Source organism: Nocardioides sp. Root682 (genome assembly GCF_001427795.1).
In the GTDB taxonomy this organism is placed as follows: Bacteria; Actinomycetota; Actinomycetes; order Propionibacteriales; family Nocardioidaceae; genus Nocardioides.
In genome coordinates this window covers 70,747-93,832 of record NZ_LMHJ01000001.1, presented here as the reverse complement: position 1 = coordinate 93,832, position 23,086 = coordinate 70,747, and the positions used below count along the sequence as shown (strand labels likewise).

General features: G+C 69.5%; 27 protein-coding genes and 1 riboswitch. Of the genes, 17 read left to right on the top strand and 10 right to left on the bottom strand.

Going from position 1 to position 23,086, the window contains the following annotated elements:
• Positions 1-29 precede the first annotated feature (29 nt).
• Positions 30-2,072, top strand: a complete 2,043-nt coding sequence (locus ASD84_RS00500; RefSeq protein WP_056705544.1) for an acyl-CoA dehydrogenase — start codon at positions 30-32, stop codon at positions 2,070-2,072.
• A 14-nt stretch (positions 2,073-2,086) separates the two neighbouring features.
• On the opposite strand, the gene ASD84_RS00495 is transcribed toward ASD84_RS00500, so the two are convergent.
• Complete coding sequence (locus ASD84_RS00495) at positions 2,087-2,311, bottom strand: hypothetical protein (RefSeq protein ID WP_056705541.1); 225 nt, start codon at positions 2,309-2,311, stop codon at positions 2,087-2,089.
• A 37-nt stretch (positions 2,312-2,348) separates the two neighbouring features.
• Positions 2,349-3,641, bottom strand: coding sequence for an alpha/beta hydrolase (locus tag ASD84_RS00490; protein WP_056705539.1), 1,293 nt, complete (start codon positions 3,639-3,641; stop codon positions 2,349-2,351).
• A gap of 94 nt (positions 3,642-3,735) precedes the next feature.
• Here ASD84_RS00490 and ASD84_RS00485 point away from each other — a divergent pair, with 94 nt between their 5' ends.
• Positions 3,736-5,139 (top strand): WS/DGAT/MGAT family O-acyltransferase, encoded by a 1,404-nt coding sequence (locus ASD84_RS00485; protein WP_056705536.1) that lies wholly within the window; start codon positions 3,736-3,738, stop codon positions 5,137-5,139.
• A gap of 29 nt (positions 5,140-5,168) precedes the next feature.
• Here the strand turns inward: ASD84_RS00485 and ASD84_RS00480 are convergent, their stop codons facing one another.
• The gene (locus ASD84_RS00480) at positions 5,169-6,080 is read right to left on the bottom strand and encodes an alpha/beta fold hydrolase (RefSeq protein WP_056705532.1); all 912 of its coding nucleotides are present in this window, start codon (positions 6,078-6,080) and stop codon (positions 5,169-5,171) included.
• Positions 6,081-6,114: 34 nt separating this feature from the next.
• Between ASD84_RS00480 and ASD84_RS00475 the strand changes: the two genes are divergently transcribed.
• The 5 genes from ASD84_RS00475 to ASD84_RS00455 are packed head-to-tail and all read left to right on the top strand — an operon-like array spanning position 6,115 to position 10,769.
• Complete coding sequence (locus ASD84_RS00475; protein WP_156391506.1) at positions 6,115-8,274, top strand: acyl-CoA dehydrogenase; 2,160 nt, start codon at positions 6,115-6,117, stop codon at positions 8,272-8,274.
• On the top strand, positions 8,271-8,795 hold the full coding sequence (locus ASD84_RS25385) for an FAS1-like dehydratase domain-containing protein (RefSeq protein WP_200954375.1): 525 nt from the start codon (positions 8,271-8,273) through the stop codon (positions 8,793-8,795). Before ASD84_RS00475 ends, ASD84_RS25385 begins: the two co-directional genes overlap by 4 nt.
• Entirely contained in the window at positions 8,792-9,220 is a 429-nt protein-coding gene (locus ASD84_RS25380; RefSeq protein ID WP_235530904.1) for a Zn-ribbon domain-containing OB-fold protein, read from the top strand. The genes ASD84_RS25385 and ASD84_RS25380 overlap by 4 nt, the downstream gene beginning before the upstream one ends.
• Positions 9,217-9,603, top strand: coding sequence for a MaoC family dehydratase (locus tag ASD84_RS00460; protein WP_056705518.1), 387 nt, complete (start codon positions 9,217-9,219; stop codon positions 9,601-9,603). Before ASD84_RS25380 ends, ASD84_RS00460 begins: the two co-directional genes overlap by 4 nt.
• The gene (locus tag ASD84_RS00455) at positions 9,600-10,769 is read left to right on the top strand and encodes a lipid-transfer protein (RefSeq protein WP_056705516.1); all 1,170 of its coding nucleotides are present in this window, start codon (positions 9,600-9,602) and stop codon (positions 10,767-10,769) included. The genes ASD84_RS00460 and ASD84_RS00455 overlap by 4 nt, the downstream gene beginning before the upstream one ends.
• Here the strand turns inward: ASD84_RS00455 and ASD84_RS00450 are convergent.
• Positions 10,759-11,076 (bottom strand): putative quinol monooxygenase, encoded by a 318-nt coding sequence (locus ASD84_RS00450; protein ID WP_056710452.1) that lies wholly within the window; start codon positions 11,074-11,076, stop codon positions 10,759-10,761. The two genes, ASD84_RS00455 and ASD84_RS00450, sit on opposite strands and share 11 nt — an antisense overlap.
• A 387-nt stretch (positions 11,077-11,463) precedes the next feature.
• Here ASD84_RS00450 and ASD84_RS00445 point away from each other — a divergent pair, with 387 nt between their 5' ends.
• Positions 11,464-12,000 carry a hypothetical protein gene (locus tag ASD84_RS00445; protein WP_156391505.1) on the top strand — a complete coding sequence of 179 codons (537 nt, stop codon included), beginning with the start codon at positions 11,464-11,466 and terminating at the stop codon, positions 11,998-12,000.
• Positions 12,001-12,009: 9 nt separating this feature from the next.
• Here ASD84_RS00445 and ASD84_RS00440 read toward each other — a convergent pair whose 3' ends face one another.
• From ASD84_RS00440 to ASD84_RS24935, 3 genes are read right to left on the bottom strand one after another with little or no spacing between them, the layout of a single operon-like run.
• A complete protein-coding gene (locus ASD84_RS00440; RefSeq protein WP_056705509.1) occupies positions 12,010-12,801 on the bottom strand; it encodes a DUF817 domain-containing protein in 792 nt (263 codons plus the stop codon).
• A 3-nt stretch (positions 12,802-12,804) separates the two neighbouring features.
• Entirely contained in the window at positions 12,805-13,296 is a 492-nt protein-coding gene (locus ASD84_RS00435; RefSeq protein WP_056705506.1) for a cupin domain-containing protein, read from the bottom strand.
• 21 nt (positions 13,297-13,317) lie between these two features.
• Entirely contained in the window at positions 13,318-13,467 is a 150-nt protein-coding gene (locus tag ASD84_RS24935; RefSeq protein WP_156391504.1) for a hypothetical protein, read from the bottom strand.
• 81 nt (positions 13,468-13,548) lie between these two features.
• A riboswitch (FMN riboswitch) is annotated at positions 13,549-13,678 on the top strand.
• Between the two features lie 126 nt (positions 13,679-13,804).
• Between ASD84_RS24935 and ribD the strand changes: the two genes are divergently transcribed.
• The 7 genes from ribD to ASD84_RS00400 are packed head-to-tail and all read left to right on the top strand — an operon-like array spanning position 13,805 to position 18,797.
• A complete protein-coding gene (ribD, locus tag ASD84_RS00430) occupies positions 13,805-14,821 on the top strand; it encodes a bifunctional diaminohydroxyphosphoribosylaminopyrimidine deaminase/5-amino-6-(5-phosphoribosylamino)uracil reductase RibD (protein ID WP_056710450.1) in 1,017 nt (338 codons plus the stop codon).
• Positions 14,822-14,825: 4 nt separating this feature from the next.
• Complete coding sequence (locus ASD84_RS00425) at positions 14,826-15,452, top strand: riboflavin synthase (RefSeq protein ID WP_056705503.1); 627 nt, start codon at positions 14,826-14,828, stop codon at positions 15,450-15,452.
• A gap of 1 nt (position 15,453) precedes the next feature.
• Entirely contained in the window at positions 15,454-16,707 is a 1,254-nt protein-coding gene (locus ASD84_RS00420) for a bifunctional 3,4-dihydroxy-2-butanone-4-phosphate synthase/GTP cyclohydrolase II (RefSeq protein WP_056705500.1), read from the top strand.
• Position 16,708: 1 nt separating this feature from the next.
• Positions 16,709-17,194, top strand: a complete 486-nt coding sequence (gene ribH / locus ASD84_RS00415; RefSeq protein ID WP_056705499.1) for a 6,7-dimethyl-8-ribityllumazine synthase — start codon at positions 16,709-16,711, stop codon at positions 17,192-17,194.
• A 21-nt stretch (positions 17,195-17,215) separates the two neighbouring features.
• Entirely contained in the window at positions 17,216-17,479 is a 264-nt protein-coding gene (locus ASD84_RS00410) for a phosphoribosyl-ATP diphosphatase (RefSeq protein ID WP_056705496.1), read from the top strand.
• A 23-nt stretch (positions 17,480-17,502) separates the two neighbouring features.
• Positions 17,503-18,345: an ATP phosphoribosyltransferase gene (gene hisG, locus ASD84_RS00405; protein ID WP_056705493.1), complete on the top strand. Its 843-nt coding sequence runs from the start codon at positions 17,503-17,505 to the stop codon at positions 18,343-18,345.
• Between the two features lie 59 nt (positions 18,346-18,404).
• Positions 18,405-18,797: a PH domain-containing protein gene (locus ASD84_RS00400; protein ID WP_235530903.1), complete on the top strand. Its 393-nt coding sequence runs from the start codon at positions 18,405-18,407 to the stop codon at positions 18,795-18,797.
• Here the strand turns inward: ASD84_RS00400 and ASD84_RS00395 are convergent, their stop codons facing one another.
• Genes ASD84_RS00395 through ASD84_RS00385 form a run of 3 tightly spaced genes read right to left on the bottom strand, consistent with a single transcriptional unit; the run spans position 18,798 to position 21,474 of the window.
• Positions 18,798-19,685 carry an aldose 1-epimerase family protein gene (locus ASD84_RS00395; RefSeq protein WP_056710447.1) on the bottom strand — a complete coding sequence of 296 codons (888 nt, stop codon included), beginning with the start codon at positions 19,683-19,685 and terminating at the stop codon, positions 18,798-18,800.
• Between the two features lie 33 nt (positions 19,686-19,718).
• Positions 19,719-20,255: a uridine kinase gene (locus ASD84_RS00390; protein WP_056705488.1), complete on the bottom strand. Its 537-nt coding sequence runs from the start codon at positions 20,253-20,255 to the stop codon at positions 19,719-19,721.
• Positions 20,239-21,474 (bottom strand): amino acid deaminase/aldolase, encoded by a 1,236-nt coding sequence (locus tag ASD84_RS00385; protein WP_056705486.1) that lies wholly within the window; start codon positions 21,472-21,474, stop codon positions 20,239-20,241. Before ASD84_RS00385 ends, ASD84_RS00390 begins: the two co-directional genes overlap by 17 nt.
• A 34-nt stretch (positions 21,475-21,508) precedes the next feature.
• On the opposite strand from ASD84_RS00385, the gene ASD84_RS00380 reads away from it, so the two are divergent.
• Together ASD84_RS00380 and infC are read left to right on the top strand one after the other, a co-directional pair.
• Positions 21,509-22,069: an SseB family protein gene (locus tag ASD84_RS00380; RefSeq protein ID WP_056705484.1), complete on the top strand. Its 561-nt coding sequence runs from the start codon at positions 21,509-21,511 to the stop codon at positions 22,067-22,069.
• A 267-nt stretch (positions 22,070-22,336) separates the two neighbouring features.
• Entirely contained in the window at positions 22,337-23,056 is a 720-nt protein-coding gene (gene infC, locus ASD84_RS00375; RefSeq protein WP_056705479.1) for a translation initiation factor IF-3, read from the top strand.
• Positions 23,057-23,086 lie beyond the last annotated feature (30 nt).

Sequence of the window (23,086 nt, the reverse complement as noted above, 5' to 3'; positions counted from 1 at the left end):
TTAGAACACGTTCTACTTCAAGGAGTCTCATGTCCCTCGGCATCACCGACGACCAGGTCGAGCTGGCCGACAGCCTGCGCAAGTGGGCGGCCAGCCTCGACCCGATCGCGGCTGCCCGCGCCGCCGAGGGCGACGTCGATGCCCGGTTCGACGAGGTCTGGTCGGCGGCCGAGGCCATGGGTGTGGCAGCCATCGCTGTGCCCGAGTCGGCCGGTGGCGGGGGAGGAACGGTCCTCGACCAAGCGGTCGCGCTCGAGGCGTGTGCCCACGAACTCGTTCCCGGTGGCCTGCTGAGCGCTGCCATCGGCAGCATCCTGACGGGTCGGCCGGGTCGCTACGGCGTGCAGGTCCGCCCCGGTGGGGTGGTCTGGGACGGCGGTACGTCGGACGACGAGCTGTTCCTGCTCGCGCCCGGAGCAACGGTGGACGGGATGACGCATCACGCGGGCATCGACCTCAGCACACGTCACGCTGCGCCGGCCGGCGTCACCGGGCAGGTGGCTGACGTGGACGAGCGTCGCCGTCGGTTGGCCGTCACCCTTGCCGCTGCCGAGGCCGCCGGAGTCGCGCGCTGGTGCCTCGAGACCGCCGTCGACTACGCCAAGGTGCGTGAGCAGTTCGGCCAGAAGATCGGGGCGTTCCAGGCGATCAAGCACCTGTGCGCGCAGATGCTCGAGACCGCCGAGAGCATCACGGTCGCCGCCTGGGACGCCGCGGCCGCCGCCGACGGTGACGACCCGGAGCAGTGGTCGTTCGCGGTCGACGTCGCGCAGGCGACCTGCTTCGACGGCGCCGTGGAGGTGGCCAAGGGCTGCATCCAGGTGCTGGGCGGCATCGGTTTCACCCACGAGCACGACGCCCACCTCTACTACCGCCGCGCGCTCAGCCTGCGTGCCCTCGTGGGCTCGGCCGACGAGGCTGCCGAGCGGCTCACCGCCGCCGCCGTTGCCGGAGTACGACGCCAGGTGGACGTCGATCTCGAAGGGCGTGACGAGGTGATCCGCCCGGCGGCGCGTGCCGCTGCCGAACGGATCGCCGCCCTGCCGGCGGGCGACCAGCGCGCGGCACTCGTGGAGGCGGGCTACCTGACGCCGCACTGGCCCGCGCCCTACGGGCTCGGCGCCGATGCCACCACGCAGATCGTGATCGACCAGGAGCTCGGCCGGGCGGGCGTCGTACGACCGGACCTGGTGATCGCCGGCTGGGCGGTTCCGACGATCCTGGCTCACGGCACCGACGCGCAGCGCGAGCGTTTCGCGCTGCCGTCCCTGTTGGGCGACCTCGTCTGGTGCCAGTTGTTCTCGGAGCCGGGTTCCGGCTCCGACCTGGCGTCGCTCCGGATGCGTGCCGTGCGTGTGGACGGAGGCTGGCGGCTCACCGGCCAGAAGGTGTGGAACTCGATGGCCGAGCGCGCGGACTGGGGCATCTGCCTGGCCCGTACCGACGCCGACGTCCCCCAGCACAAGGGGATCACCTACTTCCTCGTGGACATGAAGTCGGCCGGGATCGAGGTCCGGCCGCTCCGTGAGATCACGGGCGAGGCGCTGTTCAACGAGGTGTTCCTCGACGACGTCTTCGTGCCCGACGACTGTGTCGTGGCCGAACCCGGCGACGGCTGGAAGCTGGCCCGCACCACGCTGGCCAACGAGCGGGTGGCGATGGCCAGTGCGCGACTCACCAAGAGCGTCGAGCGGGCGGTCGAGATCGCGGCGTCGCGCGACCTCGGACCGGTTGCCCGGACCCAGATCGGTCACCAGGTGGCGCTCGCCACCGTGTGCGCCCTGCTGGGCGTGCGCACGACCCTGCGTGCGCTCGGCGGCCACGGCCCGGGGGCCGAGTCGAGCGTGGCGAAGCTGCTCGGCGTTCGTAGCCGCCAGGACTCCTCGGAGCTGGTCGTGAAGCTCCAGGGCGATGACCTCGCCGTGCTCGGGCCGATCGGGAAGCTCTCCGAGGACCCGTTGGCCGCGGACGTATGGGAGCAGCTCAACACCCGCTGCCTCTCGATCGCCGGTGGTACGACGCAGATCCTGCGCAACGTGGCCGGCGAGCGGATCCTCGGGCTGCCCCGCTGAGGCCAGCGGCCTCGTCAGGGCGCAGGCTGCTCGGGCAGGCGCCGGAGCACCTCGGCCAAGGTGCCTTCGATGCCGTCGAGTCGACCGTCGATGCCGTCGAACCGCCGGTCGTGCTGCTCGAGCTTGTCCTTGATGTCGGTCAGCTGCGACCCGTGATCGGTGAGGATGTCGTAGATCGCCTCGATGTCGTTCGTGTTCCGCTCGATGCGGCGCTCGAGGTTGGCATTCGACAGGGGCACGGGAGGCTCCTCACCGGGAAGGGGCTGGGATTCCAATCTAGGTCGTCCGGGACGATGAGGCGACCGGGTCGCCGGCACCTGTGGAGAGCGGGGCGGCGTGCTCTCGGCGCCATTGGTTCCAGTGCCAGTTCAGGAACCGCTCGGTGGCACGCACCAGGTGCTGGGACCGGATCGACGGGAAGATGTCGAACGCGTGCTGGGTGCCCGCGAGCTCGGCGTAGCTGACGGTGCGCTTCGAGGTGGTTCGCAGCGCCTCGACGAAGGCGCGGGCCTGCCGCACGTCGACCAGGGTGTCCTGGGCTCCGTGGATCACGAAGAAGTCCGGAGCGTCGGCGGTGACACGCAGGAGGGGCGAGGCCTGCTCGAAGACGTCGGACGCCTGTGAGAAGCGCTTCTTGAACACCCGCGGGCCGAGGAAGCGTTCGCGCATCAGCTCGGCGCTGCGCAGGCCGGTGGACGCGGCGAGGTCATAGACGCCGTAGTAGGGGACGGCCGCCTGCACGGCTGTGTCGGCGGCTTCGAAACCGGGCTGGAACTCCGGTGCGTTCGGGGTGACGGCTGCCAGAGCAGTCAGGTGGCCGCCTGCCGACCCGCCCGTGATGGCGATGTAGTCCGGGTCGCCGCCGTACTCCTCGATGTTCTCGCGGATCCACGCGATGGCGGCCTTGACGTCGATGATCTGCGCGGGCCAGGGGTCGCGGGGCGCGAGCCGGTAGTTGATCGCCACGCACACCCAGCCGCGCGCGGCGAGGTGCTGCATGAGGGGCAGGCCCTGCTGGTCCTTCTTGCCGATGGTCCAGGCACCGCCGTGGACCTGGAGCAGCACAGGGGCGCCCGACGCCGGCGTCACCTCGGAGGTGTAGACGTCCAGCAGGCCGCGCCCGCCGTGCGGCGCGAACCGGATGTCACGGTGGACCTCGATGCCGGCCTTCCGGGCGGCGCGGCCGAACGCAAACGGGTTCGCGACCCGGCCCCAGGGAGTGGCGAGGTCGGCGGGCGACGGCTTGGCGTCGAGCTGCTCGACGTAGTCGACACCGAGTCCCTCGAGGAGGGCGTCCTCGGCCTCGGTCACGGCCTGCCGGCTCTGGCGGATCAGGTACGCGAGACCGGCCGAGGACACTCCGGCGAGCGCGAGCCCGAGAAGGTTCCGGCGCGGACCGACGGCGTGCGCGGCCGCGTCGGCCACGGTCAGGCCGAGGACGTGAGGCGCGAGCTCACCGGTGATCCAGCCGGCGAAGAACGCCGGGATGCCGGCACGAAACCCTGGCAGTGGCCTGATGGCGTTCGCGGTCAGTGCCGCGGTGATCGCCTGTCGCCGTACGAATCCCATGACCGGAGCCTATCCGGGTCGTTGTGAAGACTGATACGTGTTCTAGATTTGCAGATGTGGTGGCCAGACGGTCGCCGGACGAGATGGGGATGTCATGGATCGGCTTTCGGGACTGGATGCGAGCTTCCTCTACCTGGAGACGCCCGATCAGCTGATGCACGTGTGCGCGGTGATGGTGCTCGACCCGGCGACGATGACCGAGCCCTACTCGTTCGCCGCGCTCCAGGGCGGCATCAACCGGAGCGTGCGCGACGTCCCGGAGTTCACCCGCAAGGTGCGCGGCGTGCCGCTCGGCCTCGACCACCCGGTCTGGGTGCGCGACACGTCCTTCGACATCGAGCGCCACGTGCACCGCCAGGCGCTGCCCACGCCGGGTGGCTACCGCGAGCTGATGGACCACTGCGCCCACTTGGCTTCGCTGCCGCTCGACCGTTCCCGGCCGCTCTGGGAGATGTGGGTCATCGAGGGCTATCGCCCCGACGGCGGGGACGAGAAGATCGTGGTCTTCACCAAGATGCACCACGCCACCGTCGACGGCGTCTCCGGCGCGAGCCTGTTGTCGCACCTGTGCACGATCGACGCCGCCATCGCGCCGACGCTGCCCGAGCGCCAGGGCCACTCGCGCAGCCCGGGACGTCGGGAGCTGTTCGGCCGTGCCGTCCTCGGTACGGCGACCCGCCCCATCACGCTCGCCAAGGTGATCGCGCCGTCGGCGCAGCTGGTCACCAAGACGATCGGCCGCGCCCGGCAGGGCACCGCGATGGCCGCGCCGTTCTCCGCTCCACGAACGTCCTTCAACGGCACGATCACCTCGCACCGCTCGATCGCGATGGTCGACCTGCCGCTCGACGACATCCGCGCGATCAAGAAGGACACCGGTACGACGGTCAACGACGTGGTGCTCGCGATCGCGGCGGGAGCGCTGCGTGAGTACCTGGCCGAGCGCGACGAGCTGCCCGCGTCCTCCCTGCTGGCGACCGTGCCGGTGAGCGTGCGTGACAGCTCTCGTCGTTCCACCGGCGCGAACAAGGTCTCGGCCATGTTCACCAAGCTCGGCACCGACATCGCCGACCCGCTCGAGCGGTTGCAGATGCTCGCCGAGCGCAACCAGGTCGCGAAGGACCACCACAACGCGATCAGTGCGGACGCCCTCCAGGACTGGGCTGAGTTCGCGGCCCCGCGCACCTTCGGGCTGGCGGTGCGCACCTATGCGAACCTGCGGCTCGCCGAGAAGCACCCGGTGGTCCACAACCTGGTCATCTCCAACGTCCCGGGCCCACCGATCCCGCTCTACTTCATGGGAGCGCGGATCGACGCGCTGTGCCCGCTCGGCCCGGTGTTCCACGGTGCCGGCCTCAACGTCACCGTGATGTCGAACGCCGGGAAGATGCACGTCGGTGTCATCGCGTGCCGCGAGTCGATGCCGGACGCAGACGCGTTGGTCCGCCATTTCCCGGCCGAGCTGGAACGCCTGCAGAAAGCCTTGGTCGTCGAGTAGCCGCGAGGTGTGAGCGGCGTATCGAGACGCTAGCGCTGGCGGAAGTCCCGGCTCCGGGCGTTGACGGTGGCCGCTGCCTCGACGAACCGCGGCACGAACTTCCCCGACCCGAGCACGCAGCCAGCGTGGCCGTCGTCGACCTCGTGGATGGTCGCGCCAGGGATCGAACGGGCCAGGGCGATCTGACGAGCCGTCGGAATCACCCGGTCCCGCATCATCACCACGACCGCCGTCGGGACGTCGATGCGGCCCAGCCACGGTCGGGAGTGGTGCTGGCCGAGCGCGGCCACTGCCTGGCCGACGGCCCAGGGGCTGGTGGAGCGGAACTCACGCAGGGCCCACTCGTGCATGTCCGAGGGCACGAGGTCGACGCCGCGGCCGGCCGCCCGGGCTGCCTTGACGGCAGTGCGGGAGCGGGACAGGCCACGCAGGGCGAGCATGGTGCCGCCCATCCCGAGGAAGAACCCCCGCTCGGCGGGATTGAGCTGGAACCGGTCGGTGGTGGCGCCCAGCACCAGTCCGCTCACCTTGTCGGGGTGCTGGCGCCACACGCGCTGGGCGATGATCGAGCCCATCGAGTAGCCGCCGATGATCGCCTTCTCGATCTCGAGGACCTCGAGCAGGGCGGCCACGTCGTCGGCGCAGTCGACGAGCGAGAACTCCTCACTCTGGATGCCGCGGCCGTGCCAGCGCTGGTCGAGGGTGATCACGCGGAAGCGTTGCGCGAGCGGGTGGATCACCGGGAAGAACGTGAGCAGCCCCGTGGTGCCGAGGGCGTGCAGCAGCACGATGGTCGGCGCCTCGGGGGTCGGCCCCGGGGTGTCGGTGACGTACGTCGAACCGCCGCGACCCGGCAGGTCGACCATGCGGCCGACCGGGACGTCGATCGCCGGAAGGTGGACGCGGCGACGCGTGACATCGGTGAGTGAGACGACCCCCATGCGCAGCAGACTAGAACACGTTACAGTTTGTCCCGTGGATGTTGAGGCGATCAATGCTGTCCGCGCCGTCGTCGGCGAGGTGCTCGAACGCGAGTCGGACGCCCGGGAGTGGTCCGCCTGGGCCGCCGCCGGCCTGACGTCGCTCCCGGTTCCCGAGGAGTACGGCGGTGAGGGACTCGGGCTCACCGAGGTCGCCGTGCTGCTGCGCGAAGCCGGCCGCGCCGCCGTGCAGGTCCCCGCGTGGGAGACCCTCTGCTGCGGCGCGCTGACCCTGGCGTCGTACGGCACCGAGGCGCAGTGCAAGGAGCTGCTGCCGGGCATCGTCGCCGGCGACGTGATCCTGACGGCCGCGCTGCGCGGCATGGCGTCGTACGACGACGGCACGGTGACCGGCCGCGCACTCGCCGTGTCCTACGCCGAGAGCGCCACACGTGTGCTCGTCATCGCCCGCGAAGGTGATCGCGACGTCGTCGTCCTCGTCGACCCGACCGGCCCTGGCGTGAACCTGCTGCCGGCCAGCGCGTCCAGTGCCACGCCTCGGTACACGATCGTGCTCGACAACGCCCCTGCCGAAGCCCTCGAGGACGGAGCGGCGGCGTACCTCTCCGATGTCGCACGGGCGGGTCTTGCTGTCACCGCCGCCGGGGTGCTCGCCGGAGCCCGCGACCTGACCGCCGACTACGTCAAGGGTCGCCAGCAGTTCGGTCGCTCGCTGGCGGAGTTCCAGGCCGTGTCCCTGCAGATGGCCGACGTCTACGTCACCTCCCGCACCCTCGACCTCGCCGCCGACAACGCCGTGTGGCGCGTCGCGTCCAGGCTGCCGGCCGGCGACGACCTCGCAGTCGCCGGCTACTGGGTGAGCCAGGTCGCGCCGAGCTCGTTCCGGACCTGCCACCACCTGCACGGCGGCATGGGCGTCGACATCACCTACCCCCTCGTCGCCTACACGACCTGGGGCACCGATCTCGCGCACGCGCTCGACACCACCGCCGCGCAGGTTCCTGTCGAGACCGCCGAATCCAAGAACCTCGAGCTCACCGAGGAGCAGCGGGTCCTCAAGGACCGCCTGCGGACCTACTTCGGGGGAGTCGCGGCCGCGTTCGAGGGGCTGCACGACCCGGACCCGGTCGAGGGGGCGTGGAACCGTCACGGACCCACCTACGAGCGCCTGATCCGCCAGCTCGGCGCCGACGGCTGGATGGGCGTCGGTTGGCCCAAGGAGTACGGCGGCCACGGCCTCGGCGAGATCGAGCAGACGATCTTCGCCAACGAGGCGCAGTACTCAGACGTGCACCTGCCGTCGGTGACGTTGCAGACCGTGGGCCCGACCCTGATCCGCTACGGCACCGAGAAGCAGAAGGACCTGTTCCTCTCACGCATCCTCGCCGGCGACGTGCACTTCGCGATCGGCTACAGCGAGCCGGACGCAGGCACCGACCTCGCGTCCCTGCGTACGACGGCGAAGCTCGACGGCGACCATTACGTCGTCAACGGCCAGAAGATGTGGACCACCGGCGGCCACCAGGCCGACTACCTGTGGCTCGCGGTCCGTACCGACCCGGACGCCCCCAAGCACAAGGGCATCTCGATCCTGATCGTCGACACCAGGGACCCCGGCTACAGCTGGACGCCGATCATCACGGCCGACGGCTCGCACCACGTCAACGCGACGTACTTCAACGACGTCCGCGTGCCCGTCGACATGCTGGTCGGGGAGGAGAACCAGGGCTGGAAGCTGATCACCACCCAGCTCAACCACGAGCGTGTGATGCTCGGGCCCGCAGGCCGGATCGAAGGACTGCGCGACAGGGTCGTGCGGTGGGCCGACGCCGCAGGGGTCCGTGAGCTGCCCGACGTGGCTGACCTGCTCGGCAGGACGACCGCGGTCTTCCGGATCAATGAGCTCCTCAACTGGGAGGTCGCCCGGGCCGCAGCCACCGGAGAGCTCAAGGTCGCCGACGCGTCGTCCTCGAAGGTCTTCGCCTCCGACCAGGTGCAGCACCTGCTGGCTGACCTCATCTCGCTGGTGCACCGCCACGGTGACGCGGGGGAGCCGGAGACCAGGAAGCTGCTCGACTACCTCGACGGGCAGGCCAAGCGCAACCTCGTCCTCACCTTCGGAGGTGGCGTGCAGGAGGTGCAGCGAGAGCTGATCTCGATGTTCGGTCTCGGCCTGCCGCGGGTGCCCCGATGAGTGCGCCCGACCCGGTGGTCGAGCTCGTCGAGACCGAGGTCCACGATCAGATCATGGCCGAGGCCGACCGGATCATGGCGCTCGGCGAGGCGTCAGAGACCTGGGCACCGCACCCGGTCAACCAGCCGACGATCAGTGCCTGGCTCGACGCGATGCAGTACGACAACGAGCGCTTCCGGACCGGCGAGGCGCCGCCGTCGATGGCGCAGGTCTGGACGATGCCCGGCCTCGGTCGCAAGCGGGCCGACGACGACCCCCTGCACTCGATGATGGGCATCCTCACCGGGGCCGGCTTCACTGCCGTACTCGGCACCAACTGCGAGCAGACCTACGAGCGCTACCTCCGGGTCGACGAGCAGCTGCGCGTCACCACCTCGCTCGACTCCGTGGTCGGCCCGAAGAACACCGGCATGGGCCTGGGGTACTTCGTGACCTCACGCAACCGCTGGTACGTGGGCGACGAGCTCGTTGCGACGATGCTGTTCCGGGTGCTCAAGTTCATCCCGAGGGGTTCCTCGTGAGCGGCCCCGTGCGTCCGGTCGTCAGCCGGGACAACGCCTACTTCTTCACCGGTACGGCGATCGGTGAGCTTCGCATCCAGAAGTGCAACGCCTGCGGCGAGCTGCGGCACCCACCCGGTCCGTCCTGCCCGGACTGCGGTGCCTTCGACCGGGGCTGGGTGGTCGCCGCTGGTACCGGCACCGTGTTCTCCTACCTCGTCCACCACGCACCCCAGGTGCCCGGCAAGCAGCTGCCGCTGGTGATCGCGCTCGTGGACCTCGACGAAGGCGTCCGGATGGTCGCCGAGGTGACGGGCGTTCCGCCCGAGGGTCCCGATGGCCTGGCGATCGGGGACCGGCTCACCGTGGACTGGAATGTCGTCGACGACGACCTGACCCTGCCGATCTGGCGTCGTACCGAGGCAATCGAGAAGAGGAACGCATGAGATCCCTCGAGGCCGGGCAGGTCATTCCCGAGTGGAGCCTGCCGATGACCCCGACGACGATCGTCAGCACAGCGATCGCGACGCGTGACTGGCAGGACGTCCACCACGACCGCGACGTCGCGCAGGCCGCTGGGTCGAAGGACATCTTCATGAACATCCTGACCACCAACGGGCTGGTCGAGAAGTTCGTCGCCGACTGGGTCGGTCACGACTGCCAGCTCAGGGGAATCGCGATCCGTCTGGGCGCTCCTGCACATCCCTACGACACGCTGACCTTCTCCGGCACCGTCACCGAGGTGACCGATGGGATCGCGACGATCGCTGTCGTGGGTCGGGTGTCGCTCGGTGACCACGTCACCGGCACCGTCAAGGTCGTCGCATGACCAGGACCTTGAGCGGCAAGGCCGCCATCGTCGGCATCGGCGCCACCGAGTTCTCCAAGGACTCGGGTCGCTCCGAGCTCCAGCTCTCCATCGAGGCGATCAGGCACGCGCTCGCTGACTGCGGCCTCGCGCCATCCGATGTCGACGGCCTGGTCACGTTCACCATGGACTCCTCCTCCGAGATCGCGGTGGCCCGCGAGCTCGGGATTCCCGAGCTGCGCTTCTTCAGCCGGATCAACTACGGCGGTGGCGCCGGCTGCGCCACCGTCCAGCAGGCGGCGATGGCCGTCGCCACTGGTGTGGCCGACGTCGTGGTCGTGTATCGCGGCTTCAACGAGCGCTCCGGCGACCGCTTCGGTCAGGTGTCGGCGTGGGCAGCCGCCCAGGTCAACACCAACGGCCTCGACAACGCCTGGACCTACCCGCTCGGCCTGAGCACCCCCGCTGCCACGGTGGCGATGCAGGCCCGGCGCTACATGCACGAGTTCGGCGCCACGTCGGCTGACTTCGGTCGCGTCGCGGTGGCCGATCGCCGGCACGCCGCCACCAACCCGGCAGCATTCTTCTTCGGCAAGCCGATCACGCTCGAGCAGCACCAGGCCTCGCGGATGATCGCGGACCCGCTGCACCTGCTCGACTGCTGCCAGGAGTCCGACGGCGCGGTCGCACTGGTGGTGGTCTCGGCCGAACGGGCCCGTGACCTGCAGCAGAAGCCGGCGTACATCACTGCTGCAGCGCAGGGGTCGGGTCGCGACCAGTTCGTGATGACGTCGTACTACCGCGACGACATCGGCATCCCCGAGATGGGCGTCGTGGGCCGCGAGCTGTGGAAGCAGTCGGGCCTGGTCCCGGCCGACCTGCCGATGGCGATCCTCTACGACCACTTCACGCCGTACGTCCTCATGCAGCTCGAGGAGCTCGGCTTCTGCGGCCGCGGCGAGGCGAAGGACTTCATCGCCGACGGCGCCATCGAGGTCGGTGGGCGGCTGCCGATCAACACCCACGGTGGTCAGCTCGGCGAGGCGTACATCCACGGCATGAACGGCATCGCCGAAGGCGTCCGCCAGGTTCGCGGCACCTCGGTGAACCCGGTCGATGACGTGCAGAACGTGCTGGTCACCGCCGGGACCGGGGTTCCGACGAGCGGGCTGATCCTCAGCGCCTGACGGGCCCCTTCGCCCACATCGGAGTCAGTGCCGTCACCTGCGGAGGGCCGGACAGCAACGGCTCGACGGCACGCAGGTAGGCGGCGTAGGCGTCGGTCTCCAGGAACCGTTGCGAGGACTCGGCGCTGTCGTAGACCTGGAAGGCGCTGATCGCGTCGGGGTCGGTGTTGTCGAAGCAGTAGAAGTACGCGACGTGGCCGGGGTTGTCGGCGACGGCGGGCGCCATGTGCGCCTCCCACACCTTCTGTACGTCGTCGCGCCGTCCCGGCTGCGTCTGGTGGCGGATGATCAGTGCGAGCTGGGTCATGCGAGCGATGCTGCCAGCGGCCACCGACATGCCGCGAGCGCGAGAAAATGCGCTGGTCCTGTCGTCATCGGGATCTCAGCCCGGGCCGCAGCCGATGGCTTGTCTGCCTCACACGTTGGGCACCAATGGCAGCCAGAATCGTCTTGAGCCTGCCATTTCCGCCCACTCGGTGCAGTGGTGCGCGCGTCCGCGTGTCAACCGAGCACGCCGCGATGGCGTCAACGTCGTACGTCGCAGACGCACAGCGGGAGGTTCATCGTGAGGGCCAGCAATGTTCAGCCATCGCTGACAGCCGCGGTCCTGGCGTGCGTGCTGTCCGCCTGTGCCACGGAATCGTCACGCACCACGGACCCGACTGGCGCACCCTCAGATCCACAGCAGGGCCAGGTGAGCGCCGGGCCGGCGGATTCCGTCGAACCACCCGAGGACGGCCCGAACCGAAGCCCCCGGCTGGTGGCGGACGCGGAGGCACCGGTCACTCCAGATCTTGAACTGTTGGCCAAGTTGTTCGTCAGGTATGCGGTCGGCGACGTTGATTCCTTCCCCCACCGTGAGTTGGTCTCGCTGTCGATCAGTGGCCAGGTGGTGGCCTCGGTTCACGACATCGGGGCAGCGTTGGTGCAGCGCACGACCTGGAAGGTTTGTCCGGAGGGCTGGACTGCGTACGGCGCTTCGCTGTGTCCGGTGGACCTCCTCGGTCCGATCGACGAAGCAGCGGTGAACGACGACCCGCTGGTCTATACGGCGGACTACGGCGACGTCATCTGTGCCCCGACGAGGAGCGGGCCGTCCCCTCGCGGACGACTGGTCGTGCTCAGGCCCGTCAACGACTCGCGCACCTGTGCGAGCGACTTCGCCCTCGTGCTGGTTGCAGACGTGCGGGGCCGCCTGCGGAGCGTTGACCTGACGCTTTCGGAGCCATGACCGAGCCCCTCAGCGCGTCACATGTGGCTCGCCCGGCACGTGATAGAGCCGCCCCTCCTGTGCCTTCACCGTCGCCACCAGGACGAAGCTCATCGTGACGAGGAGTGCCCACGCGCCGAGCTTCGAGGTGTGCACGGCCTCCCACACGTCGGCCTGGCCGGGGTAGCGCCAGGCGTTGAGGAAGGTCGCCATGTTCTCGGCGAGCCAGAGGAAGAAGCCGATCAACAGGAACGACAGGGACAGCGGCATCCGGTAGCGGGCGTCGCCGACCGTGAAGTGCACCTGGCACCGCCGGAGCACCCACAGCCCGACCACGGCCAGGACCACCCGCAGGTCGACGATCCAGTGGTGGGTGAAGAAGTTCGCGTAGATCCCCACGGCCACCAACGTCGTGAGCAGGGCCGGATAGTGCGACACCCGCAGGTCGAAGCGCCGCCACGCCTGGCAGATGTAGGAGCCGACCGCGGCGTACATGAACCCGGAGAACAGTGGCACGCCGCCGACCTTCGTCCAGGCTTCGCCGGGATAGGTCCACGACCCCTCGGCGACCTTGAAGAGCTCCAGGCCGAGACCGAGCGCGTGGAACGCGAAGATCACCAGCACCTCGCGCCACGTCTCCAGGCCGATCGCCCAGAAGCCGAAGGTCAGGGCCAGGCACCAGAGCAGCAGGGCGTCGTACCGATCGATCGGCAACGGGACGACGAAGGCCAGCGCGAGGCCCGCGAAGACACCGATGGCGAACGCACACGACTGCAGCTCGAGCCAGCCGAAGCGGACCAGCTGCGTGAGGAAGCGGGACAAGGACTACTCGGGGACCCAGAAGTTGTCGTGCTCGGCCATGAAGGCGTCGTACTCCTCGGGTGTCCACTGTTCGCCGGCGGCGAGTCGGCCGAGGCCCTCGAAGTAGGGCTCGCGGGGAGCGCCGGGGGAGAAGTGCAGCAACATCGAGGCGGTGGCGCGGGACTCGTTTCGGAAGCCGTGCAGTCCGCCGGGTGGCACGTGGACGAAGTCGCCGGACCTGGTCGTGGTCCAGCGCTCGCCGTTGTGGATCTGGATCTCGCCGTCGAGGACGTAGAACGACTCGGCAATGGTCTTGTGGAAGTGCGGGCCGGGGCCGCTGACGGCTTCGGAGAATTCCCAGCGATAGAGCCCGAAGAGGCCTCCGGTGCTCTCGCCGCGAGCGAGGTGGTGGACGCGATTCCCGTTGGGGTAGACCACATCGGGTGCGTCCGTGCCGAGCCGGACGCGGGCCGAGACCTCGCCGTTGCCGTCGTACAGGGGTGGGGGATACGACATGGCGCCACGCTACCTCCGGTGTCATTCCACCTTCGGGGCCTTGGGGCCGCCGAGGCCGATGCCGAGGGCCACGCCGAGCAGCACGCCGAGGATGAGCAGGATGATCCGGTCGGTGGCGAACCACAGCAGCACGCCAGCCAGGCAGGAGAGACCGAGCGCGAGGCGGTTCACCCGGTCGACGGTAGCCGGTTCCGCGTGACGGGACCCACAACCAGCACACGTCCTCGCTGTGCGACGATGGGCCCCAAGAGCTCGCGTGCTCTGGGGTCGGTGAAAATCCGAGCCGGCGGTAACAGTCCGCGACCCGATCGCAGCCAGTGATCGGTTGACCAGGTGTGATTCCTGGACCGACGGTCAAAGTCCGGATGGGAAGTGCACGCACGAGCGTCGACAGCGGAGCAGGTCTGCCGCAGTCGTACGCCCTGCCAGACCCCGGAGTCCGTGAAGCAACAAGACGGATGACGAAGAGGCGGCAGTGGCAGAGACCTTCACCCGCGAGTACGACGCGATGCGTCGCGCCCTCGCGCTGGCGGCGAGCCCCGGCGTGCCGCTCCATCCGAACCCCCGCGTCGGCTGCGTGCTGCTCGCTCCCGACGGCACCATCGTCGCTGAGGGCTTCCACCGCGGCGCCGGCAACCCGCACGCCGAGGTCGAGGCACTGGCCGTCGCCGGCGAGCGTGCTGCGGGCACCACCGCGGTCGTGACCCTCGAACCGTGCAACCACACCGGTCGCACGGGCCCGTGCTCACAGGCCCTCATCGCTGCCGGCGTACGACGGGTGGTGGTCGCCCAGCGCGACCCCAACCCGATCGCGGGGGGTGGCCTGGAGACGCTCGCCGAAGCGGGCATCGAGACCGACTCCGGGACGCTCGAGGACGCTGCGGTCGCACTCAACGCGGCGTGGACCTTCGCCCACGTCCACGGACGTCCGTTCGTCACCTGGAAGTTCGCCACCACCCTCGACGGTCGGTCGGCCGCCAGCGACGGGACGTCCCGCTGGGTCTCCTCACTCCCCGCGCGCCACGACACCCACCTGCTCCGTGCCCTCTGCGACGCGATGCTGGTCGGCACGAACACGGTCGAGGTGGACGACCCGCAGCTGACCGTGCGCGACGAGGACGACCAGCCCGTCGCCGTACAACCTCTGCGGGTGGTGCTCGGCCGGCGTGAGCTCGCCAAGGACCGACGGATCTTCGACGACGTCGCCGAGACCGTGCACCTGCGCACCCGCGATCCGCTCGAGGCGCTGCAGACCCTCTACACCGAGCACGACCGCCACCACGTCTTCCTCGAAGGCGGACCGACCGTTGCCGCCGCGTTCATCAAGGCGGGCCTGGTCGACGAGATCGTCACCTATGTCGCGCCGCTCCTGCTCGGTGCGGGCAAGGCCGCGGTGGGGCGGTTGGGAATCGGCACGATCACCAAGGCGTTGCGGTTCGAGCTGGTCGACACCGCCGTCATCGGCGAAGGGACCGAGGCGAACGTCCGCCTCACCCTGCGACCCGCCACCACCGAGAGGAACTGACCAGATGTTCACCGGCATCGTCGAGGAGCTCGGCACCGTCGCCGCCATCGAGGACCAGGGCGACGCGATCCGCCTCACCATCGCATCCGACATCACGCTGTCCGACGCAGGTCTCGGGGACTCCATCGCGGTCAACGGCTGTTGCCTGACCGTGGCTGAGCGCACCGACACCACGTGGACTGCCGACGTGATGGCGGAGACCCTCGAGAAGACCGGCATCGGTGGCCTCGCCGTGGGTGAGCAGGTCAACCTGGAGCGCGCCGTCACGGCGGAGAAGCGCCTGGGCGGCCACATCGTCCAGGGCCACGTCGACGCCGTCGGCGAGGTCATCGCCCGAACCCCCAGCGAGCACTGGGAGGTCGTGGAGATCGCGATGCCGGCCGAGCTGGGCCGCTACCTCGTCGACAAGGGTTCGATCACCGTCGACGGCATCTCCCTCACCGTCGTGGAGGCGGGGGAGACCTCGTTCACCGTGAGCCTCATTCCCGAGACCCTCGCCCGCACCACCCTCGGATTCCGGACACCCGGCAGCCGGGTCAACCTCGAGGTCGACGTCATCGCCAAGCACGTCGAGAAGCTCGTTCGCGCCTACACAACCCCTGCGGCCCCTGCAGCACTGAAGGAGAACTGACATGTCCGTCAGGCTGGATTCCATCGAGCGAGCGATCGCCGACATCGCAGCAGGCAAGGCGGTGATCGTCGTCGACGACGAGGACCGCGAGAACGAGGGCGACATCATCTTCGCCGCGAGCAAGGCCACGCCCGAGCTGATGGCGTGGACGATCCGCCACTCCAGCGGCGTGATCTGCTGCCCGATGCCCGGCGACATGCTGGATCGCCTCGAAATTCCGCTGATGACCCCGCACAACAAGGACGCCTACCGCACGGCGTACACGCTCTCGGTGGACGCCCGCGACGGGGTCACCACGGGCATCTCGGCGGCCGATCGCGCACACACCGTGCGGGTGCTGGCCGACTCGGCGACCGAGTCGTGGGAGCTGACCCGTCCCGGTCACGTGTTCCCGCTGCGCTACCGCGAGGGCGGCGTCCTGGTCCGTCGCGGCCACACCGAGTCCGCCGTCGACCTGTGCCGCCTGGCCGGGCTGACCCCGGCCGGCGTCCTGGTGGAGGTCGTCAACGACGACGGCACCATGAAGCGGGCGCCCGAGCTGCGCGAGTTCGCCGACGAGCACGGCGTCGCGATGATCTCGATCGAGGACCTCGTCCGGTACCGCCGCCGCGTCGAGCGCCACATCGTCCGCGAGGCCGAGACCCGCCTGCCCACGAGCCACGGCGAGTTCACGGCGATCGGCTACACGATCACCGTCGACGGCAGCGAGCACGTCGCCCTCGTGTACGGCGACCTCGACTCCTTGAACGACCAGGGCCCCGTCCTGACCAGGGTCCACTCCGAGTGCCTCACCGGCGACGTGTTCGGCAGCAGCCGCTGCGACTGCGGTCCCCAGCTCAACGAGGCGCTCGACCGGATCGTCCAGGAGGGCCGTGGCGTGCTGGTCTACCTGCGCGGTCACGAAGGCCGTGGGATCGGGCTGGTCGCGAAGCTGCAGGCCTACCAGCTGCAGGACGGCGGTCGCGACACGGTGGACGCGAACCTCGACCTGGGCCTGCCGGCCGACGCGCGCCACTACGGCGCCGCGACCCAGATCCTCAAGGACCTCGGTGTCGAGGAGGTGCGCCTGCTCACGAACAACCCCGAGAAGGTCAACGACCTCGAGGACTACGGCATCAAGGTCGCCGAGCGGGTGCAGCTCACGCCGCACCCCAACGACCACAACCTGGCCTACCTGCTCACCAAGCGGGACCGGATGGGTCACGACCTGCCCCATCTCGCACTCGCCGAGACCGAACGAGAAGGAAGCATCTGACATGGCCGGACACGGCGCCCCCGAGATCGCGCCCATCGACTGCCACGACCTGCGGGTCGCGGTCGTCGCCGCGAGCTGGCACACCGAGGTGATGGACGGCCTGATCGCCGGCGCCCAGCGCGCCTTCGCGGCCCACAAGCTCGAGGCGCCGGTCGTGGTACGTGTGCCGGGCACCTTCGAGCTGCCCGTGGCTGCGGCGGCCCTCGCGCCGTCGTACGACGCAGTGATCGCGCTCGGCGTGGTCATCCGCGGAGGTACGCCCCACTTCGACTACGTCTGCAACGCGGCGACGGACGGTCTGACGCGTGTCTCGCTCGACCACACGACGCCCATCGGGTTCGGCGTACTGACGTGCGACGACGACGCGCAGGCGCTCGACCGGGCCGGCCTGCCGGGCTCCTCGGAGGACAAGGGTTACGAGGCCGCATCGGCCGCTCTGCAGACCGCGGCGACGCTCAAGCGCATCCGCCGGGGTTACGGACAGTAGGGACCGATAGGCTCCACCCCCGTGAAGACGTTCGACGAGCTGTTCGCTGAGCTCAGCGAGAAGGCCCAGACCCGGCCCGAGGGCTCGGGCACCGTGGCGGCCCTCGACGCCGGCGTCCATGCGATCGGCAAGAAGCTGATCGAGGAAGCCGCCGAGTCGTGGATGGCCGCAGAGCATGAGGGCCGCGAGGCCACCGCGCTGGAGATCAGCCAGCTGCTCTACCACGCCCAGGTCCTCATGATCGCGAGCGGACTCTCGCTCGACGACGTCTACGCCCACCTCTGAGTCTCTCCCGGTTAAGGGTCACCATGCTGAAGATCGCCGTCCCCAACAAGGGGGCCCTGTCCGAGGCCGCCTCGACGATGTTGCGCGAAGCGGGCTACGCCCAGCGCTCGGACTCCAAGCAGCTCACCAAGCTCGACCCTGACAACGGTGTCGAGTTCTTCTACCTCCGCCCGCGCGACATCGCGTTGTACGTCGGCGAGGGCACCCTCGACGCCGGCATCACCGGGCGCGACCTGCTCCTCGACTCCCACGCGCACGCCACCGAGGCCCTGCAGCTCGGCTTCGGCCGCTCGAAGTTCCGCTTCGCCGCCGTGCCCGGCACCGCGAAGGACCTGTCCGACCTCGGTGGCCTCCGGGTCGCGACGTCGTACGACGGCGTCCTGAAGCGGTACCTCGCCGAGCGTGGTGTCGACGCCAGCGTCGTGCGCCTCGACGGTGCGGTCGAGACCAGCATCCAGCTCGGCGTGGCCGACGTGATCGCCGATGTCGTCGAGACCGGGAGCACCCTGCGTGCTGCGGGCCTCGAGGTGTTCGGAGACGTCATCCTCGAGTCCGAGGCCGTGATGATCACCCGCGTGGGTGCCGACGCCGGTGCGCTGGAGATCTTCACCCGCCGCCTGCAGGGCGTCCTGGTGGCCCGTGCGTACGTGATGATGGACTACGACATCCCGGTCCAGCAGGTCGAGCAGGCCATCGCGCTGACGCCGGGGATCGAGAGCCCCACGGTCAGCCCACTTCATCGTGAAGGCTGGGTCGCGGTTCGCTCGATGGTGCAGCGTGCCGCCGCCCAGCGCGTCATGGACGATCTCTGGGCGCTCGGCGCCCGGGCGATCCTGACCACCGACATCCACGCCTGCCGGCTCTGATGGCGGAGCCCCAGGGAGCACCTGCGTTGCCTCGGACCTGGCGTCCGTTCGGTCCACGGATGGCCGCGGCCGTCTTCGGTGTCTTCCTGGTCGGTGCGTTCGCGTGGCTCTGGGTCGGCTTCGACCAGGAGACGAAGGACTCGGTCGGGTTCCTGCAGAAGGCCACCGTCATCGGCATCATCCTGTTCGGCCTGGTCCTGATGAACGGCCTCGCGCGGTCCCGGGTCACCGCCCGTGCCGAGGGGCTCACGGTTGTCAACGGTTATCGCAAACGGGAGCTGGCCTGGTCCGAAGTGGGCGCGGTGAGGTTCCCGCAGGGCGCACCGTGGCCGCACCTGCTGCAGGGCGAGGACGAGAAGCTGTCCCTGATGGGCATCCACTCCTCCGACGGGCAGCGGGCTGCCATCGCGATCCGCGAGCTGCGGGCCGTCGTGGCCGAGCACAAGGTCTGATCAGAGCGCGCGGATTCCCCACGTCGCCGCGAAGGTCTCGGCGGGTTGAAGCACCACCAGGTCGTCACCCGAGTTGAAGGCGTCCGGGCGAGCGGTCATCGGCTCGATGGCCACCGAAGCGCGCGGCGTCTTCGTGTCGTCACCGGTGTAGACCTGCAGCCAGCGGTGGTTCTCGTCGACCCAGAGCTCGACGCCACCGTCCGAGGCCGTCAGCCGCACGGTCGTGACACCGGCGTCGTCACGGTCGAGGTCGGTCACGGCGTGGTTGAGGACAGTGCTCGCGAGCGGATCGCTGAGGACCCCGTCGAAGGATGCCCGGCCGGTCGGCAGGAGTCGTTCCTCATCGACGGTGAGGCAGGTCGCTGCCGCGACGTCCAGGCGCCAACCGTCACACGGAGGTGGGCCCGCCACCAGGTAGGGATGTGCCCCCGAGGCATAAGGAGCGGGGGAGTCAGCCAGGTTCGTCGCGGCCTGGGTCACCTGCAGCCCGTCCGGGCCGACCTCGTAGGTGACCCGCAGGTCCAGCGCCCACGGGTAGCCGGTCTGGGCCGGCAGGAAGTAGCCGAGCTCCAGTCGATCGACCTCGTGTGAGACGACCGACCACGCCACCCAGCGCACCAATCCGTGCGAGGCGTTCTGCCGCGACGGCTCGGTGAGCGCGAGCTGGTGCTCCTTGCCGCCGAAGGAGTAGCGGCCGTCCCGGATCCGGTTCGGCCAGGGCATCAGCAGCTGGCCTCGGCCGCCGTCGGCCATCGCGTCCTCCGCGAATCCCTCGATCAGCGCGCGCCCCTCGAAGGTGAGGCCGCGCAGGGCGCCACCGCTCTCGGTGATCACGGCCCGGTAGCCCGCGGACTCGATGGCGTACTGGTCCCCGCTCGGTGGCTTCACGACATCGGACACTAGCGGGGGCGCGGTGCCAGATCAGGTGGTGATGACGACGTCGGCACGAGCGCGGGTGTCCTCGCGGGCATGCAGCGCAGCCTCGTCGTCGAGCCACGTCAGCCAGTGGCCGCGCTGGTCGTCCCCGTCGCGTGCGAGCCCGCGCGCCAGCCGGGTCTCCCGGTCGGCCTCCACCCAGACGAGCAAGGTCACCAGGTCGTCGTACGACGCCGCGGCGGAGCCGACGCCCTCGAGGACCAACAGCGGGCCGGGGGTGACGTCGCGCGTCTCGGCCCAGCCGTTCGCCAGCCAGTCCCATCGACGCCAGCGGCCGGTCGCTCCCGAAGCGAGCGGACGGAGCAGCCCCTCGATGCTGGTGCCCAGCCCGGGCAGCCCGCGCCAGCCCTCGAGCATCTCGTCCGTGCCGATCACGACGGCTTCGGGAGCGAGCGCAGCGATCCCGGCTGCGAGCGTCGTCTTGCCCGACCCGGCGAGGCCGTCGATGCAGATCAGCCGTCCCGCGCCCAGCGACACAGGTCGAGCCAGTGCGGCAGCCAGGACCTCAGAAGGCGAGGCCATGTCCCCGGTAGGTCGGGACTTCGTCGACGAAGCGTTCACCGTCGGCGAGCAGGACGGTCGTGCCGTGCTCGAACGGCTCACCGGACTTCGCGTGCCGGAACCACACGAGATCGCCGATCGCGAGGGTCGCCGCGTTGGTGCCGACCAGCGGCGTCTGGACCTCGCCGGCACCCTCGAGCCCGGTCAGGTTCAGCCCGGCTGGAGCCCACGGTGTGGGAGCACGGTCGGCGCCCGACGGGCCCGAGGCGATCAGGCCGCCGCCGTGCACGGTCGCGATGTCGCTGGTCGGCTTGCGAGTGACCGGCAGGCCGAAGAACGCGGCAGGTGCAGGACGGAACGACTCGTAGTGGTCGAACAGCGTCGGTCCCAGCAACCCGGACCCCGCGGTGACCTCGGTGACGACCGGGTCGGACGCCGAGGACTCCAGCGATCCGGACCCTCCGGCGTTCCAGAAGATCGGGCCGGTGTGGTTGCGGTGGCCCTCGAGAGCGGTCAGTGCCTCGTTGATCGCCGTCCGGCGCACCGTCAGCTGGGCGACCGACATCTGCTTGAGCTTGCGCACCACGGCCGACTTCGCACGCTGGTGCGGCACCGCATCGGGCACGCCGGCCACCTGGCCCTCGTAGGTCATCACGCCGACGAGCTGGAACCCCGGGCGTTCGATCACGGTGCGGGCGAGCTCGCTCACCGAGCCGACGTCGTACAGGGGAGAACGCTTGGGTCCGACCAGCTGGCCACCCCACCGCAGCCCGGCATCGATGTCGATCGCCACCCGGACCGGGACCGCCGTGGAGGCGCGCAGGGCGTCGACCGCGTCGAGGTGGGCGACGTCATCGATCATGATCGTGATCCGCGACGCCGCGCGAGGCGACGCCACCAGGGCGGACAGCGCGCGTCGGTCGACGCTCGGGTAGGCGACCACGACGTCATCACTGATGTCCTGGTCGGCCAGCCACAGGGCCTCGGCCAGCGTGTAGGCCAGCACCCCGGCGAAGCCGTCGATCGCCAGTGCCCGGGTGATCAGCGCAGGGACCCGCAGCGACTTCGACGCCACCCGGATCGGTGTACCGCCTGCCCGGCGGACCAAGTCGGCGGCGTTGGCGTCGAAGGCGTCGAGGTCGACGACGAACGTCGGGGTGGACAGCGGGTCGGGCCAGGCCTGGACGGCCGTGGCAAGGCGCGCGGCGAGCCGGTTGCGCGCGACAGACGTGTGATGCACGTCGTCATGGTTCCACGAGTGCCATGATCCTCCGGTGACCGAACCGCCGAACGAGCGACCGGATGCCCGCCGTCTCGAAGGATCGGCCTACGTCGATGACGACGGCAGTGCCGATGCCGCACTCGCCACCGCCCTCAGGGAGTACGACGAAGGGTCGGCGCCGTATCCCGCGGTCATCGCCGCCCTCACACCCGCGCGCCTGATCGTTCCGGTGATCGCCCTTCTCGGCGAGACCGGCGAGGGAGCTGTCGGCGCCGACGGAACCGCACTGGTCACCGACAAGTCGAGCGACATGGCCGCCGTACTGCTGACCGGAGCCGACGGCCGGCTCGCGCTGCTCGCCTTCACCGACCTCGAAGCGCTCGCCAGCTGGGACCCGCAGGCCCGACCGGTGCCGGTCGCGGCACACCTCGCGGCAGCGACAGCGGTCCAGGAAGGTGCCGCTGCCGTGGTCGTCGACGTCGCTGGACCGCACGCGTTCGCGCTGGCCGACGACGACCTCCACCGCGTCGCTTCGGGTTGGACGACGGTCCAGCTCGAGGACGGCGGCTGGGGTTGGCTCGGCACTGCCTCGAACGACCACGTTGCGGATTAGTCGCAGGCGGAACATCTCCGATACCATCGGGTGTTGACCGATCAGCTGCCTCGCACGAGGTGGCAGATCCACAAGCGGGGACCAGCACCATCGTCTCCCACCCGCACGGCCGCCAGGCTGTCGGGTCCGGTCCATGGAGAGCCCCAAGCTCCGTTGTTTCACCACAGTGTCGTGAAACGGGCGGAGTGGCAGTTCGGGGCTCGTGACTGGCTTCCGCTTGTTTTAGCGGGAGCCTTTTCCTTTTCCCAGATCCATCCGGGAAAAACGGTGACGGACTCCCGACCGAACGAGTTTGGAGGACACATCAGCACCGAGCTGCGCATCAACGAGCGGATCCGGGTTCCCGAGGTCCGGCTTGTTGGACCCAACGGCGAGACCGTGGGCATCGTTTCCACCGACCAGGCACTCAAGCTCGCGCAAGAGGCCGATCTGGACCTGGTGGAGATCGCCCCCATGGGCAAGCCCCCCGTCTGCAAGCTCATGGACTACGGGAAGTTCAAGTACGAGAACGCCCAGAAGGCCCGTGAAGCACGACGGAACCAGACCAACGTCGTCATCAAGGAGATGAAGCTCCGGCCGAAGATCGACGCGCACGACTACGAGACCAAGAAGGGTCACGTGGTGCGCTTCCTCAAGGCTGGCGACAAGGTCAAGATCACGATCATGTTCCGTGGTCGCGAGCAGCACCGCCCCGAGCTGGGGTACCGCCTGCTGCAGCGACTGGCCGAAGACATCGGGGAGCTCGGCTTCATCGAGTCCAACCCCAAGCAGGACGGCCGCAACATGGTGATGGTCCTGGGTCCGCACAAGAAGAAGGCCGAGGCCAAGGCCGAGGTCAAGGCGGCCAAGGAAGAGCGTCGTGCCGAGCGGGAGGCCGAAGAGGCCGAGGACCGCGCCGCACAGGCAGAGCGCACGGCCATCAAGCCTGCTGCTCAGAAGAAGGAACGGGGTCGCTCGGAGAACCTCGACCCCGAGATCGAAGCCTGAGCAACACCCCTGGTCCGGTTCACACCGGGA

What these genes read in the sequence shown, in the direction of transcription:
- ASD84_RS00425 (WP_056705503.1), top strand. Translation starts at nt 14,826, where the DNA reads ATGTTCACCGGCATCGTCGAGGAGCTCGGCACCGTCGCCGCCATCGAG.
- ASD84_RS00480 (WP_056705532.1), bottom strand. Translation starts at nt 6,080, where the DNA reads ATGGGGGTCGTCTCACTCACCGATGTCACGCGTCGCCGCGTCCACCTT.
- ribH (WP_056705499.1), top strand. Translation starts at nt 16,709, where the DNA reads ATGGCCGGACACGGCGCCCCCGAGATCGCGCCCATCGACTGCCACGAC.
- ASD84_RS00500 (WP_056705544.1), top strand. Translation starts at nt 30, where the DNA reads ATGTCCCTCGGCATCACCGACGACCAGGTCGAGCTGGCCGACAGCCTG.
- ASD84_RS25385 (WP_200954375.1), top strand. Translation starts at nt 8,271, where the DNA reads ATGAGTGCGCCCGACCCGGTGGTCGAGCTCGTCGAGACCGAGGTCCAC.
- ASD84_RS00490 (WP_056705539.1), bottom strand. Translation starts at nt 3,641, where the DNA reads ATGGGATTCGTACGGCGACAGGCGATCACCGCGGCACTGACCGCGAAC.
- ASD84_RS00450 (WP_056710452.1), bottom strand. Translation starts at nt 11,076, where the DNA reads ATGACCCAGCTCGCACTGATCATCCGCCACCAGACGCAGCCGGGACGG.
- ASD84_RS00390 (WP_056705488.1), bottom strand. Translation starts at nt 20,255, where the DNA reads ATGGCCTCGCCTTCTGAGGTCCTGGCTGCCGCACTGGCTCGACCTGTG.
- ASD84_RS00435 (WP_056705506.1), bottom strand. Translation starts at nt 13,296, where the DNA reads ATGTCGTATCCCCCACCCCTGTACGACGGCAACGGCGAGGTCTCGGCC.
- ribD (WP_056710450.1), top strand. Translation starts at nt 13,805, where the DNA reads ATGCGTCGCGCCCTCGCGCTGGCGGCGAGCCCCGGCGTGCCGCTCCAT.
- hisG (WP_056705493.1), top strand. Translation starts at nt 17,503, where the DNA reads ATGCTGAAGATCGCCGTCCCCAACAAGGGGGCCCTGTCCGAGGCCGCC.
- ASD84_RS00455 (WP_056705516.1), top strand. Translation starts at nt 9,600, where the DNA reads ATGACCAGGACCTTGAGCGGCAAGGCCGCCATCGTCGGCATCGGCGCC.
- ASD84_RS00420 (WP_056705500.1), top strand. Translation starts at nt 15,454, where the DNA reads ATGTCCGTCAGGCTGGATTCCATCGAGCGAGCGATCGCCGACATCGCA.
- ASD84_RS00460 (WP_056705518.1), top strand. Translation starts at nt 9,217, where the DNA reads ATGAGATCCCTCGAGGCCGGGCAGGTCATTCCCGAGTGGAGCCTGCCG.
- ASD84_RS00485 (WP_056705536.1), top strand. Translation starts at nt 3,736, where the DNA reads ATGGATCGGCTTTCGGGACTGGATGCGAGCTTCCTCTACCTGGAGACG.
- ASD84_RS00400 (WP_235530903.1), top strand. Translation starts at nt 18,405, where the DNA reads ATGGCCGCGGCCGTCTTCGGTGTCTTCCTGGTCGGTGCGTTCGCGTGG.